This window comes from Novosphingobium oxfordense (assembly GCF_044029435.1).
GTDB lineage: Bacteria > Pseudomonadota > Alphaproteobacteria > Sphingomonadales > Sphingomonadaceae > Novosphingobium.
Genome location: NZ_CP147005.1, coordinates 1,672,180 through 1,687,947, shown reverse-complemented (window position 1 = coordinate 1,687,947; position 15,768 = coordinate 1,672,180). Strand labels below are relative to the sequence as shown.

At 63.9% G+C, this 15,768-nt stretch carries 13 protein-coding genes; 9 read left to right on the top strand and 4 right to left on the bottom strand.

Annotation, left to right across the window (positions count from 1 at the left end; all coding sequences use genetic code 11):
- Nucleotides 1-58 precede the first annotated feature (58 nt).
- On the top strand, nucleotides 59-1,861 hold the full coding sequence (gene lepA, locus WBP07_RS07795; RefSeq protein WP_395333911.1) for a translation elongation factor 4: 1,803 nt from the start codon (nucleotides 59-61) through the stop codon (nucleotides 1,859-1,861).
- A gap of 405 nt (nucleotides 1,862-2,266) precedes the next feature.
- Here the strand turns inward: lepA and WBP07_RS07790 are convergent, their stop codons facing one another.
- Entirely contained in the window at nucleotides 2,267-5,167 is a 2,901-nt protein-coding gene (locus WBP07_RS07790) for a TonB-dependent receptor (protein ID WP_395395299.1), read from the bottom strand.
- Between the two features lie 343 nt (nucleotides 5,168-5,510).
- On the opposite strand from WBP07_RS07790, the gene WBP07_RS07785 reads away from it, so the two are divergent.
- The 8 genes from WBP07_RS07785 (at nucleotide 5,511) to WBP07_RS07750 (ending at nucleotide 12,513) form a co-directional block, all read left to right on the top strand.
- On the top strand, nucleotides 5,511-6,065 hold the full coding sequence (locus WBP07_RS07785; RefSeq protein ID WP_395395297.1) for a helix-turn-helix transcriptional regulator: 555 nt from the start codon (nucleotides 5,511-5,513) through the stop codon (nucleotides 6,063-6,065).
- Between the two features lie 66 nt (nucleotides 6,066-6,131).
- Nucleotides 6,132-6,470: a hypothetical protein gene (locus WBP07_RS07780; protein ID WP_395395295.1), complete on the top strand. Its 339-nt coding sequence runs from the start codon at nucleotides 6,132-6,134 to the stop codon at nucleotides 6,468-6,470.
- A gap of 55 nt (nucleotides 6,471-6,525) precedes the next feature.
- On the top strand, nucleotides 6,526-7,041 hold the full coding sequence (locus WBP07_RS07775) for a hypothetical protein (RefSeq protein ID WP_395395293.1): 516 nt from the start codon (nucleotides 6,526-6,528) through the stop codon (nucleotides 7,039-7,041).
- Nucleotides 7,042-7,118: 77 nt separating this feature from the next.
- The gene (locus WBP07_RS07770) at nucleotides 7,119-7,577 is read left to right on the top strand and encodes a JAB domain-containing protein (protein WP_395395291.1); all 459 of its coding nucleotides are present in this window, start codon (nucleotides 7,119-7,121) and stop codon (nucleotides 7,575-7,577) included.
- 211 nt (nucleotides 7,578-7,788) lie between these two features.
- Nucleotides 7,789-9,423 (top strand): alpha-D-glucose phosphate-specific phosphoglucomutase, encoded by a 1,635-nt coding sequence (locus WBP07_RS07765; protein ID WP_395395289.1) that lies wholly within the window; start codon nucleotides 7,789-7,791, stop codon nucleotides 9,421-9,423.
- 241 nt (nucleotides 9,424-9,664) lie between these two features.
- A complete protein-coding gene (locus WBP07_RS07760) occupies nucleotides 9,665-10,531 on the top strand; it encodes an alpha/beta fold hydrolase (RefSeq protein WP_395395287.1) in 867 nt (288 codons plus the stop codon).
- A gap of 533 nt (nucleotides 10,532-11,064) precedes the next feature.
- On the top strand, nucleotides 11,065-11,907 hold the full coding sequence (locus WBP07_RS07755; RefSeq protein ID WP_395395285.1) for an arylamine N-acetyltransferase: 843 nt from the start codon (nucleotides 11,065-11,067) through the stop codon (nucleotides 11,905-11,907).
- Nucleotides 11,908-11,916: 9 nt separating this feature from the next.
- Nucleotides 11,917-12,513, top strand: coding sequence for a hypothetical protein (locus WBP07_RS07750; RefSeq protein WP_395395282.1), 597 nt, complete (start codon nucleotides 11,917-11,919; stop codon nucleotides 12,511-12,513).
- Between the two features lie 9 nt (nucleotides 12,514-12,522).
- Here the strand turns inward: WBP07_RS07750 and moaB are convergent, their stop codons facing one another.
- The 3 genes from moaB to WBP07_RS07735 form a co-directional block, all read right to left on the bottom strand.
- A complete protein-coding gene (gene moaB, locus WBP07_RS07745; protein ID WP_395395280.1) occupies nucleotides 12,523-13,050 on the bottom strand; it encodes a molybdenum cofactor biosynthesis protein B in 528 nt (175 codons plus the stop codon).
- Nucleotides 13,040-14,812, bottom strand: a complete 1,773-nt coding sequence (locus tag WBP07_RS07740) for a transglycosylase SLT domain-containing protein (protein ID WP_395395278.1) — start codon at nucleotides 14,810-14,812, stop codon at nucleotides 13,040-13,042. The genes moaB and WBP07_RS07740 overlap by 11 nt, the downstream gene beginning before the upstream one ends.
- Before the next feature lie 77 nt (nucleotides 14,813-14,889).
- Nucleotides 14,890-15,639 carry a uracil-DNA glycosylase family protein gene (locus WBP07_RS07735; RefSeq protein WP_395395276.1) on the bottom strand — a complete coding sequence of 250 codons (750 nt, stop codon included), beginning with the start codon at nucleotides 15,637-15,639 and terminating at the stop codon, nucleotides 14,890-14,892.
- Nucleotides 15,640-15,768: the final 129 nt, after the last annotated feature.

Here is a 15,768-nt window from a genome sequence, read left to right as displayed (position 1 = left end):
GTGAAAATGCGCGCGCGCCGCATTTCCAAACGGGCAAAGCGCTGCTAACGGCGCTTCCATGACCGAACTCGCCCAGATCCGAAATTTCTCGATCATTGCCCATATCGACCACGGCAAGTCGACGCTTGCCGACCGTCTGATCCAGCGCACCGGTGGCCTCTCCGACCGTGAGATGAGCGCCCAGGTGCTCGACAACATGGACATCGAGAAGGAACGCGGCATCACCATCAAGGCGCAGACCGTGCGCCTGAACTACACCGCGTCCGACGGGCTCACTTATGAGCTGAACCTGATGGACACGCCGGGCCACGTCGACTTCGCCTATGAAGTCAGCCGCAGCCTTGCCGCCTGCGAAGGCGCGCTGCTGGTGGTGGACGCCGCGCAGGGCGTGGAAGCGCAGACCCTGGCCAACGTCTATCAGTCGATCGAGCACGATCACGAGATCGTGCCGGTGATCAACAAGATCGACCTGCCTGCGGCCGAACCGGAAAAGGTGCGCAACGAGATCGAGGAAGTGATCGGCATCGACGCTTCCGAAGCGGTGCTGGCCTCCGCCAAGTCGGGCATCGGCATCGACGAGATCCTGGAAGCCGTCGTCGCCAAGATTCCGGCGCCTTCGGGTGATCGCACCGCGCCGCTGAAGGCCATGCTGGTCGATTCCTGGTATGACCCGTACCTGGGCGTCGTCATTCTGGTGCGCGTGATCGACGGCGTCATCAAGAAGGGCCTGAACGTCAAGTTCATGCAGGGCGGCACCGAGCACCTGATCGACCGCGTCGGCTGCTTCACGCCCAAGCGCATCGATCTGCCCGAACTGGGCCCGGGCGAAATCGGCTTCATCACCGCGCAGATCAAGGAAGTGGAACAGGCCAAGGTCGGTGACACCATCACCACCGTGAAGCAGGGCGCCACGCAGGCGCTGCCGGGCTACAAGGAAGTGCAGCCGGTGGTGTTCTGCGGCCTGTTCCCGGTCGACGCCAACGACTTCGAAAAGCTGCGCGAATCGATCGGCAAGCTGCGCCTGAACGACGCCTCTTTCAGCTTCGAGATGGAATCGAGTGCGGCGCTGGGCTTCGGCTTCCGCTGCGGCTTCCTGGGCCTGCTGCATCTGGAAATCATCCAGGAGCGCCTGAGCCGCGAGTACGACCTCGACCTTATCACCACCGCGCCGTCCGTGGTCTATCGCCTGACGATGACCGACGGCACCGTGAAGGAACTGCACAACCCGGCCGACATGCCCGATCCGGTGAAGATCGACTTCATGGAAGAGCCGTGGATCAAGGCGGTGATCTACACGCCGGACGAATACCTCGGCTCGATCCTGAAGCTCTGCCAGGACCGTCGCGGTATCCAGAAGGACCTGACCTACGTCGGCGGCCGCGCGCAGGTGACCTACGAACTGCCGCTGAACGAAGTGGTGTTCGACTTCTATGACCGCCTGAAGTCGATCAGCCGCGGCTATGCCAGCTTCGACTACGAGCAGATCGGCCTTCAGGAGGGTGATCTCGTGATGATGAACATCCTCGTGAACAACGAGCCGGTCGATGCGCTGTCGATGATCGTCCATCGCGGTCAGGCCGAACCGCGCGGCCGTGCGCTGGTGGAGCGTCTGAAGGAACTCATCCCGCGGCACATGTTCAAGATCCCGATCCAGGCCGCCATCGGCGCCAAGGTGATCGCGCGCGAGACGATTTCCGCCATGCGCAAGGACGTTACCGCCAAGTGTTACGGCGGTGACATCACGCGTAAGAAGAAGCTTCTGGAAAAGCAGAAGGAAGGCAAGAAGCGCATGCGCGAGTACGGCAACGTGCAGATCCCGCAGGAAGCCTTCATCGCCGCGCTTCGCATGGGCGAGGAGTGAGGGCGGGCGCTTCCTCTCCCACGGATTGAGAAAAGGCAGGAGAGCGCGGCTCTCCTGCCTTTTTCTTTGCCTGCGGGTGGGTGGAGGTTGTTGCGAGCAAGAAGGAAGCGGGATCCCCGCCTTCGCGGGGATGACGGGGAGGGGAGGCTTGCATCCGCCTCGATCCGGGGTTCGTTGCGGCTTCGGCTTCGGCTTCGGCTTCGGCTTCGGAAGCGGGCGAGAATGGGCGGTTGGTCAAGCGCGGCGCAGCCGGACGGCATAGGCTCCAGCGCACAGGCTAACATGGCATTGCCGACTATTCCGGAGAGTCCGGAAACGGCAAACCTGGCACCACCACTCCTCGTCGTCCCCGCGAAGGCGGGGACCCCGCTTCCTTCTTCCTATGTTCGCGATAACCGCGCGCCCTCAGAAAATCCGCCGAACCGACAGCAGGACGGTCCGCCCCATCGGGTCCAGATAGTCCTTCTGATAGGCATAAGGTGTGGCGCCGGAGGCATCCGTTACCGTCTGACGCGTATCGAACAGGTTCTCGATCGAAAGGCTGACACGCGTGCCGCGCGCCCAGGCCTTGCCGCGGAAGCGGTTCTGCAAGTTCGCGAAAAGCCGCAAGTCCAGCGTGGCCAGCGATGAGAAGTGCAGGTCCCCGGTGGAACCGGCCATGCTGTCGCCCGAAATCTTGGTCGCGCTTTGCCAGTTGCCTTCAAGCCGCATGCCCACGCCATTGTCCACCACGCCCAGGCTGGCCGTGATCTTGTGCTGCGGCGTGGCGCTGCCGGTAACGGTGCCGCCGTGGAGCAGGTCGATCGTATCGCCATCCTCGGTAAGCTGGACGTCCGAACGCAGCACCCAGGTGTGATAGACCGAGGCCAGAAGACGCGCGCCGTTGTCGCTGCCGCCGGAGAAGCCCCTGCCGCCGCGCCCACCGGGGCCGCCGAAACCGCCGGGGCCTCCAGGTCCACCCGGACCGCCGGGGCCACCGCCCGGAGGCGGTCCGAAGCCGTCAGGCGGCGGGCCGTCGCGGAAGCCTTCGGGGGGAGGGCCATCGGGTGGGAAACCGCCCGGGGGCGGGCCGAAGCCGCCGGGGCCGTCCTGCTCGCGCTGGCCGTTGACGGTGATCTCGTTCTCGCTGCCGGGCTGGCCGGGTTGCGCCTCGCTTCCCTGCGGAGGCTGACCCTGCGCCTGACCCGAAGGTCGTTCGCCACCGGTCTGCCCGTTCTGCGCGCCGGCGCGGCGACCCGCCCACTGGCCGTTCTCGCCCTGGCGTGCCCATGGTGGCCGCTCCGGCCGCTTGGGCTTGCGGAGCTGGGTGGAGAAGTTGAAGCCCCAGCGTACCTGCTCGGTGCGCTGCATATAGACGTTCACCGGCCGCGCATCGATGCCGACCAATGTGCCGGTATCGTCACGCATGAAGCGGTCGGGGAAGGCATCCTCCAGTTCCTCGGTCACGCCGCCCACGCTCATGACAGCATTGCGATTGCGGCTGTTGACGTAAGTGGCGCTGAAATTGAGCTTCGGCTCGTTCAGGATCGTGGCGTTCACGCCCAGCTTGAAGCTGTGGCGATCATCCGCCTTCAGGTCGGGATTGCCGCCGGTGACCGTCGTCACCAGCACGGATTGGCCGGTCACATAGTCGTAGACGCGCTGGTTGGTGGTGGTGATGACCGGACCGCTCAGCTGCGACACGGTGGGCGCGCTGCGATCCTCGTTCACGGCTGCGATCACCGTCACGCCTGTAACCGGCGTCCAGTTCAGGCCGTACCCGAAAGTGCCAAGCGTGCCGTAGTCCGAAACCTGCGTGACGCCGCCGTTGAGGTTCAGGCTGAGCGTGCCGATCGCGCCCAGAAACCCCTTGCTGCGGCTGGTCAGCGGAATGTCCACGCTCAGCTTGGCGTTACCGTTGGTGCGGTTGGCGTCGCTGTCGGTGACCGATCCGTTGCGCGTGGTGCTGGACGATTGCGCGGTGAAATCGCCGCCCAGCTTCAGGCTGACGCCCAGATCGCCGGCGGGCAGTTTCAGCAGCTTGCCGAAGATCAGCGCGCTGGCGCTGCCGGTATCGCTGTTGGACTTGGCGCGGTTGGTCAGCATGCTGCCGAGCAGGCTCGACGAGAGCGGGCCATAGGGATCGACCGTGGGATCGTTGGCGTCCAGCGCGGCCTGCAGCGTATCGGTGTCGTAACCGGTTTCGGTACGCGTATCGGATTCGCTGTGTTCGTAGCTGCCGACCACGGACAGCTTCCAGCGGCTGGACAGGTCCATGTTGAAGGTCGATCCGGCCGAGATATCGGCCGAGTTCACCGACTTGTTCAGCGGATCGGTGGAAAGGTAGCGGGTGAACGCCGCCTCGGTCCCGTCCGAATAGGGATTGTCGGCGGGCACGGTCAGATCGCCGGTGGCCAGCCCGTCCAGCGAGCGGCTGGTCTTGTAGGTGCCCTTCAGGTTGAACGAGAGGTTGGCCGATCCGCCCAGATCGTGCGCAAGGCTGGCTGCCAGCGCGTAATTGCGCGTCGATGCCTGCAAGGTGCGGTAGGCGCGATCGTCGGAGATGCCGTTTGCCGGGGTGATCCCGCTGTCCGGATCGGGCACGATGTTACGGTCGCTCTCCAGGATGGCGGCCTGTCCGGAAATCTTGCCCGTGACGTTCAGGCGGTCGTTGTCGTGGATCTTGGTATACGTGAAGGCGCCATCGCCCTGTCCGCCGCCGCCCTTGGTGGACAGGCCGCCGCCCAGATTGGCGACGCGCGACTGGAATCGGCGCTTCAGGATGATGTTCACCACCTTCTGCTGCGCGTCGTAGCCGTACTTGATGGCCACTTCTTCAGGCAGGATATCGACGCGAAGCACCGATTCCACCGGAAGGTCGCCCACTTCGTTGACGCCGGACACGCGCTTGCCGTTGACCAGCACGACTGGCCCACTGGACGAATCACGCCCCGAAATGCTCGTCGTCTGGTCCGCGATCTCGCTGAGCAGGTCGCTGATCGAATCGACGCCGTAGGAGGCGATTTCGCCCGGGCCGATCCGGTTTTCCGGGGGGATGTCGCCGATCACCGCGCCGGGCACGGCCTGACCGGTGACAATGATCTCGTCCGTGCTGCCGCTGTCGTCCGAACTGGCGGTGGAGGCGCTGCCCTTGCCCTTCGTAGCCGCGCCCTTCGCCGTGCTGGCGGAGGACGAAGAGGCCTGCTGCGCCCGCGAATCGACAGGCAGGGTCAGCGCCGTGGAAGCAAGGATCAGACAAAGCGCACCGTGCCGACCCCGCGGCGGACGGGTGGGTGAAAGGGCGGGTGCGGTTTCGGGTTTCCTCATGGTTTGGGGCTAGATTGCGGGCGGCCTTAGGCAAATCCTCGAATGGTAAGAAATTGTAATGGTCGTGGCAGAGTTGTCGCGGGCGGACAAACATGGTTTGCCAGGCTGCCTAAGCCTTTGGGTTTTCAGTCATAGTTAAGAATCGTGCAGGAATTTGCAGGGTGAACCCGCATGCGTTGCGTAACGGGTTGGCAAGAGTCCCCGTTTCATGCGGAGGACAAGCGCCTGGCCGATTATCTGCCCTCCGCTCCCGGTTGATAACGATTTCGTTTCCGACATATATGTATGAAGAGCGACTGGCGGGGTAGGGGATGCTCCGTTGGCACGGGGAAGTACCAGTTCAATGGAAATCGATTGTTGGACGCGCGAGCCGGAATCTGCGCAGTTCCGGCGAATTTTGGAAGTGCTGCCTTCGTTGACCGAGAAACAGCACCAGGTGCTGGGGCTCATCGCCGAGAATCGCACGAGCAAGGAAATCGCCTGGGAACTGGGCATTTCCGAAAGTGCGGTGAACCAGCGGATCGAAGGGGTACGCAATCGCACCGGGGCGCCGCCGCGGGCCGAGCTGGCGCGCGCCTACCGCTATTACCAGCGGCCTGTAGATGCAGCCTGTAATCCTCTACCAGACAAGAATCCTCAGGTTTCCCCGGACCCTGTCACCGCCGAAGAATGGGGGCAGGACGAGCGGGGCGATCGCCTGATGCTTTCGGACGGGGTGGCCTTCAGGATTGAGGCGCCCTGGCAATCCGAAGAGATCGATCGGCTTGTCCCCGAGGTGCTCGATGGTCACGATGCCGGTATCAACCGCATGGCAGCCATGGTCCTCATCGCCGGCGGTCTCTTGCTCGTCGCGGTGTTCGGACTGGATCTTGCCACGGCGCTGAGCCGGTTCTCGTGAACCAGCCTCGATGGTGCACATGCTTGGGCGCTCCGTTCGTGCCGGGGTCGTCGAAGGAGGGTCTTTATGTCGATCTCGATGTCCGCTGCCACCGCCCGTATCGGTCGTCAGCTTCCCGAAGCCGAAGTTTCGCTGGATTCCGCACTTCTTGCCTCGGCGCGCCTGATGGAATCGATGTTGCTCGCACGCCAGGTGGAAGGCGTTGCCAATTTCACCGGCCAGACCGCGCTGCTGCGCCTCGCCAAGTCGCAGCGTTCGCTGCTCGAATGCCAGAACGACATGATTCGCGTTCACCAGGCGCTGCTCGATGCCGGGCGCGAAGTGAAGGCGATCATCGACGAGCCCGAGGCGTGCCCCCCGTCGGCCGCGCTGGTGGGCGAGGAAACCATGGCCCTCTCGGCCTGATCGCACTTTCAAGCCGGGCAACCGGCGCGCTGCCAGGACAGCATGGCGCCGGGGGGTGGCCATGCTGATCCTGGCTGCACGCGCCTATCTGCTGCATGCGGTGCTCACCGTGCTTTTCGTACAGGCCCTGCGAAAGGGCGCCGCGCCAGAACGTATTTTGACGACGACGCTTCTCGGCATGCTGGTGGTCGATCGCATCTACCACTTGGTGACGGCGGGGGATGCCGTGCTGTTCATGGGAGTGAACCTTGGTCACTTTGCGATTGACGCCATCGGCCTCGCCATTTTCATCACCGTCGCGCTCTGCGCCAATCGGAGCTATCCGCTGTGGATAGGGGCAGCCCAATTGATAGCCTTTTCGAGCCATATCTATCCTTTGCTGGTCAGGAATCTGGAAGGGCCGGGCTATCTGGCGATGAGCATCATGCCATCGTACGTCCAGACGACGGCGATGGGTTTGGGCCTTGTCGCTCACATGCGGCGGCAGAAGAAGCCGGGCAGCTATCGCTCCTGGCGCGTGTCCTCGCGCCCTACTCGGCAGAGCATGCGCAAGATGTCGCCCTCCGCCTGATCCGCACGTTCGGCTCGCTGCGGGGCATCCACAGCGCATCGTCCAGCGCGCTGGCAGAGGCTATCGGCGGCGAGGGTGTGAACTGCGAAACGCTGGCGGCGGCGATCACCGTCGCGCGGTCCATCGCCACGCTTGCCGCCCGGGAATCGCTGTTCGGGGAACCGACCGAGCCCGGCAATCCCCGCCTTCGCAGTTACCTCTTGCGCCGCCTCGGCACGCTGCGGGAAGAAAGCGTGGTGGTCCTGTTCCTCACCGCAGAGGGCCTGTTCATCGCGGAAGATTTCTACGCCGGCGCACATAGCAGCGAAGTGACGTTGCCGCTGCGGCGCACGGTGCGGCGCGCATTCGATCTCGATGCACGAAGGCTGGTGATTGCGCACAACCACCCATCCGGAAATCCCGAGCCGAGCGCCGCGGACATCCGCGCGACGCGGCACTTCAGCGATGTGACCGGCGCGCTGGAATTCATGCTCGACGATCACATCGTCGTCGGCGGGAACAGGACCGTCAGTATGCGCGACAGGGGACTGATATAATGGTGAAAATGGCGTAATTGGTCCTAAAGGGAGCACATTTCCGCCGATATGGCCCGTTCGCGCATTTGACTTTGGATGCGGTGCAACCAGACTGCATCTGCCATTACAAAACGGGCGTGGGGGCAGGCGGAATTTCCAGCTACCTGAACCTTTTGCCCCTTCACCGTTTATCCCTCTCCTACCCCCGGGCTTCCTGCATGGAGACACGCGCTTGACCCCGATCGTCATCGTTCCCACCAGTCCTTTCGAAGGGCAGGCGCCCGGCACTTCAGGCCTGCGCAAGAAGGTGCGGGTATTCCAGCAGCCCAATTACGCGGCGAACTTCATCCAGTCGGTCTTCGATGTGGTGAAGCCGGCGCCCGGGGCCATGCTGGTGATCGGCGGCGACGGGCGTTACTACAATCGGGAGGTGATCCAGCTGGCGATCCGCATGGCCGCTGCCGCCGGATACGCCCGCGTCATCGTAGGGCAGGGCGGCATTCTCTCGACCCCGGCGGCCAGCCACGTGATCCGCAAGTATGGCGCCAGCGGCGGGCTGATCCTGTCGGCCAGCCACAATCCGGGTGGGCCGGATGAGGATTTCGGCATCAAGTACAACATTGCCAACGGCGGTCCCGCGCCCGAAAGCGTGACCGGCGCGATCCATGATCGCACCACCATGATCGACCGGTGGCAGACGGTGGAGGCGGAAGACATCGATCTCGACCAGATCGGCGAAGCGGCCGTGGGGGACATGGTGGTCCAGGTGATCGATCCGGTTGCCGACTATGCGGACCTGATGGAAACGCTGTTCGATTTCGACGAGATCCGCCGGATCGTCGCTTCCGGCTTTTCGATGCGCTTCGATGCGATGAGTGCGGTGACCGGCCCTTACGCGCACGAAATCCTGGAAAAGCGCCTTGGCTTTGCGCCGGGCACGGTGGTCAACGGCACACCGCTGGAGGATTTCGGCGGCCATCACCCCGATCCCAACCTGATCCACGCGCGCGATCTCTATGACGTGATGATGGGTGCCGACGCGCCGGACCTTGGCGCTGCGTCGGATGGGGACGGGGACCGCAACCTGATCATCGGCCGGGGGCGTTATGTCACGCCGTCGGATTCGCTGGCGATGCTGGCCGCCAATATCGAGATCGCGCCGGCCTATCGCGGCCGGTTGGCCGGAATCGCGCGCTCGATGCCCACCAGCGGCGCTGCCGACCGCGTGGCGGAGGCTTTCGGCATTCCCTGCTATGAAACTCCCACCGGCTGGAAGTTCTTCGGCAACCTGCTCGATGCCGGTCAGGTTACCATCTGCGGGGAGGAAAGTGCGGGCACCGGATCGGACCATGTGCGGGAGAAGGACGGGCTCTGGGCAGTGCTGCTCTGGCTTAACATTCTGGCCGTGCGCGGGATCAGCGTGGACGATCTAGCCAAAGCTCACTGGGCGCGTTTCGGCCGCAATTACTATGCCCGGCATGACTACGAAGCGATCGACAAGCCGGCCGCAGAGGCATTGATGGCCGAGTTGAAGGCATCGTTGCCGACGCTTGCGGGCAAGGCATTCGGCCCGCTTACCGTCGCCCATGCCGACAGCTTTGCCTATACCGATCCGGTCGACCATTCGGTGAGCGAGAACCAGGGCGTCCGCGTGTTGTTCGAAGATGGCAGCCGTGTCGTCTTCCGGCTTTCGGGAACGGGGACGCAGGGAGCCACCCTGCGCGTCTATCTCGAACGCTACGAGCCGCCTTCAGGGCACATCCTGGCGGATACCGAGGCGATGCTGCAATTGCAGATCGCCGCCGTCGACCCCATCGCCGGCATCGCGCGCCACACCGGCCGCACTCTTCCTGACGTCATAACCTGAGCCGGACATCATAGGCGGAGCCTTCGGGGTGGCAGGATTTCCCCCGTCTTGCCACAGGTTCTGCACGGCCTGCACACAGGATATCCACAGGCTGTCCACGATTTGCCCACTCCGTTGCCGACAGGGGAGGGGCGCGCGCAACGCGGGGGCGGTATCGCCGTGGATGCCTTGCGCGTGAACCACTTGCGGCCGAGCATCGCCGCCACGACGCCCAGCCATGGGTGCATTGGGGAGAACGCGGATGCCTCGGATCGACGTGGGTGGAATCGGCATTGCCTATGAACTTCTCGGCAAGGAGGGCGACCCGGCGGTCGCGCTGACGCCGGGCGGACGCTTCACGATGGACGTGCCGGGGCTGCGCGAAATGGCGGAAGGCTTCGTGCAAGCGGGCCGCCGCGTGTTGATCTACGATCGGCCCAATTGCGGCGCATCCGATGCCTGCCTGCTGGGCGAGAGCGAATCCGAAATGCAGGCGGAGGCGCTGGCCGGCCTGATCCGCAAATTGGACCTTGGCCCCACGGTGATCGCCGGCGGGTCGGGCGGCAGCCGCGTTTCCATGCTGGCGGCGGCACGCGATCCGGAGATCTGCTCGCACCTCGCGCTCTGGTGGATTTCGGGCGATCCGATCGGCCTCATGCAGCTTGCCACCTATTATTGCGGCGAAGCGGGCACGCTCGCCAGCCGTGGTGGTATGGAAGCGGTGATGCAGGCAACAAGTTGGGCCGAGAATTTTGCCAAGAGCCCGCAGGCGCGCGAGTATATCCTGGCGCAGGATCCGGACCGCTTCATCGCCGTGATGCAGAAATGGGCTGCTGCCTACGTACCTTCGCCGGTCAGCCCGGTTCCTGGCATGGCGCAGCGCGATTTTGCACGGCTGACGATGCCGACATTGGTGTTCCGCTCCGGCACCAGCGACCTTTCGCATACGCGTGCGACTTCGGAATGGGTGCATCGCCTGATCCCGCATTCGCGCTTCATCGATCCGCCCTGGGGTAACGATGAATGGAACGACCGCTCCATCGAGACCCATTCGGGCGGGAGTGGGCATACGCTGTTCCGCTCATGGCCGAAGCTGGTGCCGATGATCCTCGATCTTGCGAGCGTTTGAAAGCTCGTCGATCTGAAGCCGGGCGGCTCTCGTCGTCATTTCGAGTGTAGCGAAGAGCGGCTTAAAATCGCCTTTGGATTGCTTCGCTACGCTCGCAATGACGAAGGTAGTACAAAGGCTGCGAAAATCGGGGTGCTATTGTGCGGCCGCCGACGTCGCTCGCTGCTCATTACCGGTACTTCCCGGCAGTGGGGGCTTCGAGGCGGGAGTTGGGCCCGAACCTGCTGATATTCTCGATATCGAGATTGCCGGAAACGACCGAGAAGCTCCAAGGCTCGTCATCCCCGCCAAGGCGGGGATCCCGCTTTCTTTTGCAATTGTCGCGCTGCCGTGCCGGGTATCCGTTCCACAGGTTGCGCACAGCATCCCCACAACCAATCCACCAAAAACCCCCGGAATATCCACAGGGAAGGTGGAAGTTTTCCCGGATTTCCCACCAAATTTCGACAGTCTATCAACTCAATGACAACAGCTTATAGACGAAGTTATCAACAGGCTTGCCCGGTGCCCTGCGGGAGTGCTCTAGAGCGGGAATGGACCTCACGCGCTACCTCGCCCGCATCGGCCTGACCGCCGCGCCCGCCAACGACCCACAGGGCCTTGCCGCGCTGCAAAGTGCGCATCGCCGCGCGATCGGCTTTGAAAATCTGGCCATTCCGCTGGGCGAAGGCATTCGCATCGACAGCGCCAGCGTGTTCGAGAAACTCGTCGCGCGTGGGCGAGGGGGCTATTGCTTCGAACAGAACCGGCTGTTTTCCGATGCGCTCACCGCACTTGGGCTCGTCAACCGGCCGTTGCTGGCGCGCGTGCTGCTGGGCCTGCCCGAACATGCCATTCCTCCGCGCACGCATACGCTGCTGCTCGTCAACATGGACGGCGCCGCATGGATTGCCGACGCCGGTTTCGGCGGCAGTTTCGTGCCGCCGTTACCGCTGGAGGACGGCGCGCAGGCGCAGACCCCTGACGGCGCGTGGCATCGCCTGCTGCGCAGCGGCGAGCGCGGCGCATTGGGCGGCGAATGGCGTCTCGAACGCGCTGGCCCGGCGAATGCGACCGATGGCCGCAGCGCCCCGCATGGCGAATGGCAGCCGCAATATGTCTTCGATCTTGGCGAAGTGGTGCAGGACGATCTGGAGATGGGCAACCACTGGACCTCGACACGGCCCGATACGCGCTTCACCACGCTCTGCATCGCCAGCGTGGTGCTGGAAGATGGCTTTGCGGCCATGACCGACCGTCAGCTTTCGATCTACCGCAACGGCGTCAGCGAAACGCGCGAAATCAGCGACGCGGCCGACTACGCGCAAACGCTGCGTGATCTCATGGGTATCGCGCTGTCGGGTGAGGATGCCGCGCGCCTGCCGTTGTTCGCTTGAGGGGCGGAAATGCCTGATTTGCCGCCACCACCGCCTCCAGCCCAAGAGCAGATCGCCACGGCTCTGGTAGATTGTGGGCTGGCACGTGCTGGTTTCGCTATCGCGTATGACGACGATTTTCGGTCGGATGTGGTGCGCATCAAAGTGACGGCTCAAACAAATCAGAGCCAATTCGCGTGCATACGCGCCGCTGCGGCTGAAGACATTGTTCTCTTCGAGGACGACGCGGTGGAACGGGCCTATCAAACGTACCTCGGGGACGTGATGCGCCTGGAAATGGTTGAATCCGCTCGCAAGGATCTGGCCGAAAAAGGAAAATTGGAGGGGCTGCCACTGCTTGAGCAGTTCTCCGCGCCATCGGATTTCTTTGCCGCGGTTGAGGTTCATTGCGGCTGGAAGGCAGGTTCTGTTTTCGTCGAAACCGCACAGAATACCTGGACGATGGATCCGCACGCGCTGGGCAATGGCAAGAAGTGGTCGATCAAATCGAAGCGATTTGACAATTTGCAATGTCTGTTTGGGAGTCTGATGGCTCAGGATCAGAGCCTTGACGCGCTAGGCCTCAAAATAGGCTTTATCGGCAACGCCGCGCCTGACGCGAACTGATAACTGCTCTCAGACTTCCTTGAGTCTCGGCATCAGTTCCACGAAATTGCAGGGCCGGTTTCGGCTGTCGAGCTGTTCGGCAAGGATGCCGTCCCAGCCGTCCTGCACCGCGCCGTTGGAGCCGGGCAGGGCGAAGATATACGTCCCCCGCGCCACTGCCGCGCAGGCGCGGGACTGGACGGTTGAGGTGCCGATCGTCTTGTAAGAGATCCACCGGAACAGTTCGCCAAACCCCGGAATATCCTTGTCCTTCACCCGGTCGATCGCTTCGGGGGTGACGTCGCGCCCGGTGAGGCCGGTGCCGCCGGTGACGACGATCGCGTCGATCTCGCGGTCGTCGATCCAGTTGTTGAAGCGGCTGGCGAGGCGGCCGGCATCGTCCTTCTCGATCGCGCGGACGACAAGGTTGTGGCCGGCCTTGCGGATGCGACCCTCCAGAATGTCTCCGGAGGTGTCGTTCTCCGCAGTGCGGGTGTCGGAAACTGTCAGCAGGGCAATGTTGATGGGCTTGAATTGACGCTCACGATCAATGGCCACGCACTATTGCTCCATTCGCTGCCATGCGAACGCCCTGCGAACCGCTGAGGCCCGGGAAGGTCGGCCACATGTCCTGTGCAAGCGCCATGCGGCTTTCCGAAGGGCCGCCGGCCTGACGCTCGTACATCCAGTAGTTGCGCAGCACTATGTTCACGTAACCGCGCGTTTCCCAGTAGGGCAGCGATTCCATCCACAGCAGCGGGTCGCCGCCGCAGTTCACTTCGGTGTTCCAGCGCGAGATCGGCACCAGGCCGGCATTGTAGGCGGCCATCACCTTCAGCAGCAGCCCCTGCGTGCCCGACGAATCGCGCAGCGTCTGCAAGTGCTGCTGGCCGAACGCCAGGTTCACTTCGGGCTTGTTGAGGTCCGTGGCGGTGCCGGAAACGCCCAGCAGAGAGGCGTGGTCGCGCGCCGCTGCCGGCATGATCTGCATCAGGCCGCGCGCACCGGCAGGGCTGACCACGCTGGTTTGAAAGATCGATTCCTGCAGCGTGTGGGCATAGACCAGCGCCGGATCGACCTTCCAGCCACCGGCCGGGGTCCACTTGGGCGTGGGGAAGCGGCTTGCCGGTTCCGGGCGTCCACCGGCAGGCGCGTTGTAGGCCATCCAAAGCTGCGTCGAAGGCAGGCCCAGATCGCGGGCAAGGCGGCTGATCGAGGCATATTGCGAGGCACTGCCGATGCGCGCCTGATGGCGCAGCACTTCGTCGGCCAGGCCGTCCTCGCCGATTTCGGAAAGCTCCACGGCGGCGCGAATGTTCGGCGTGTCGCGCAGCGCCTGCCAGTCGGTCGGCGTGAAGTCGGCGGCCGAGTGCTGTTCGGGCAGTTTCATGCCCAGCTGTTCGGCGGCGAGCATACCGTAAAGCGTCTCATCGCGCGCGGCGGCAAGGCGTAGTTCGGTGGCAGCGGCTTCCGGCTTGCGGCAGCGGACCAGTGCGCGGCTGCGCCAGTAATGCGCGGCGCTGGTCAGCTCCGCATTCTCGGAATTCCTGGCGGTCTTGTCGAAAGCGTCGGCAGCGCCGTCGCAGTCACCCAGGCGCCATGCGGCAAGCCCGGCGGTCCACCACGATTCGCCGACCCACGGGCCACCGCCCATCGCGCCGAGCTGGGCCATCTGGTAGGCCGAGGCATCCTGGTTCTCGATATAGAACGCCCAAGCGACCTTCTGGCGCCATTCGGCCTGGGAGGAGGCGCTGAGGCTGGAATCGATGCCGTCCAGCAGCACGCGCGCGCCCATCGGATCGTCGTTCTTGATACGATCGTTGATGCCGGAGGCGATCGCGGCCGGCATCGAGCCATCGTCGATAGAGGCCGGGCGCACGCGCTTCGCCATCGTCGGCAGGCGGGCGAAAGCCTGTTCGCTGGGTACCGAAGGAACCGAGAGCGCGCCGCGCTTCAGTGCCAGGCGGCTGATCTGATCCGCACCGGGAAGCTCCGTGCCCTGCGAGAGCCAGGTCTGCAGGTCGTTCAGCTCGATCTTGGGGGAGCCGGAGGCAAGGTAGTATTCGGCGCGAAGCTGCTGGTGCAGCGGTCCGTCGGGCCGATCCGTCAGCATCTTTTGGACGGTGGCCCAATCTTTCGCGTCGATGGCGGCGAAGGCCTGCTTGTAGTACGAACGATCGTCCTGGCTAAGCAGCGAGGGGACCGCCGTGCTGTCGGCGCGGGTGCGGAAATATTCCACCGCCGCGCTGTTGGCGAATGCCGGCGGTGCGGCCAGCGTGGCGACAGCCAATGCAGCCACCCCCGCGGCGCGCGCTGCCATGGCAAAGTTTTTCACGTTAAAATTCCCCGCATCCTGCGACCTAACCCCGCTTCCTGGTGGCCGTCCGGATGTTCCCTTCAGGGTTTCGTCCAGTCCAGCCAAGCCCTCCAGATGCCTGCCTTCGCGCGCGGATTTTGCAGCAGCGCGGCAAGCCCCCATCCGGCCAACAGAGGTATCCTCACTCCTTCATGATCAAATTGTCTTAAAACGGCAGTGCGTTGCGGTGATTCGTGGCCGATCAGCGGTAAAACGTTGCCGCCGAGCACAATCAGCCGCTCCGGAGCCACCAATTTCACGTGCCGGGCGAGCGCATCGCCCACGCCGCGCGTCGCCGCGGAGCGCCAATCGGGCACCGGATCGGGGCGGGGCAGGGCGCTGGCAAGGTAGATATCCGCACGCATGGTGCCGAAGGCCTTAAGCATCGCGTCGAGCAGTTTGCCTTGCGGTCCGCTGAGCAGGCGGTCGCGGTCGCCGGCCTCGGGCGTTTCCACCACCACCATCAGCTTCGCGCCCGCCTTGCCTTCGGGCGAGAGGCGTCCGTTCGGCCCGCCGTCGCAGAGCAAAGTCTCGGTCATCCACCATGCGTGGAAGGTGTCGAGGTCGGCGGGCAGCAGGCCGGGATCGATGCGCGTCGGCACCACCGGCGCTTCGACCACCACCGGCACGCGGCGCGGCGGCAGGCGCTCGCCGTTCTCGTCCTGCTCATCCTCCGGCACGATCCACTCGCGCGGCTCGTCCAGGAAGTCGCAATCGACACCCGCATCGCGCCACCAGTCGAGCGCGGCAGTGATATCGTCCAGAAATTGCCGATTTAGGGCCTGATCCATCGCGTGGGTCTTGACCTGTCGCATTCCACCAATCAAGGCACAACACGAATTAATCGCGCGCTTAAGTGTGTGAATCGCATTTTTTGGGGCAAAGAAGGCCCAATAGGGTCGTTGACGGGGCCAGGAGTC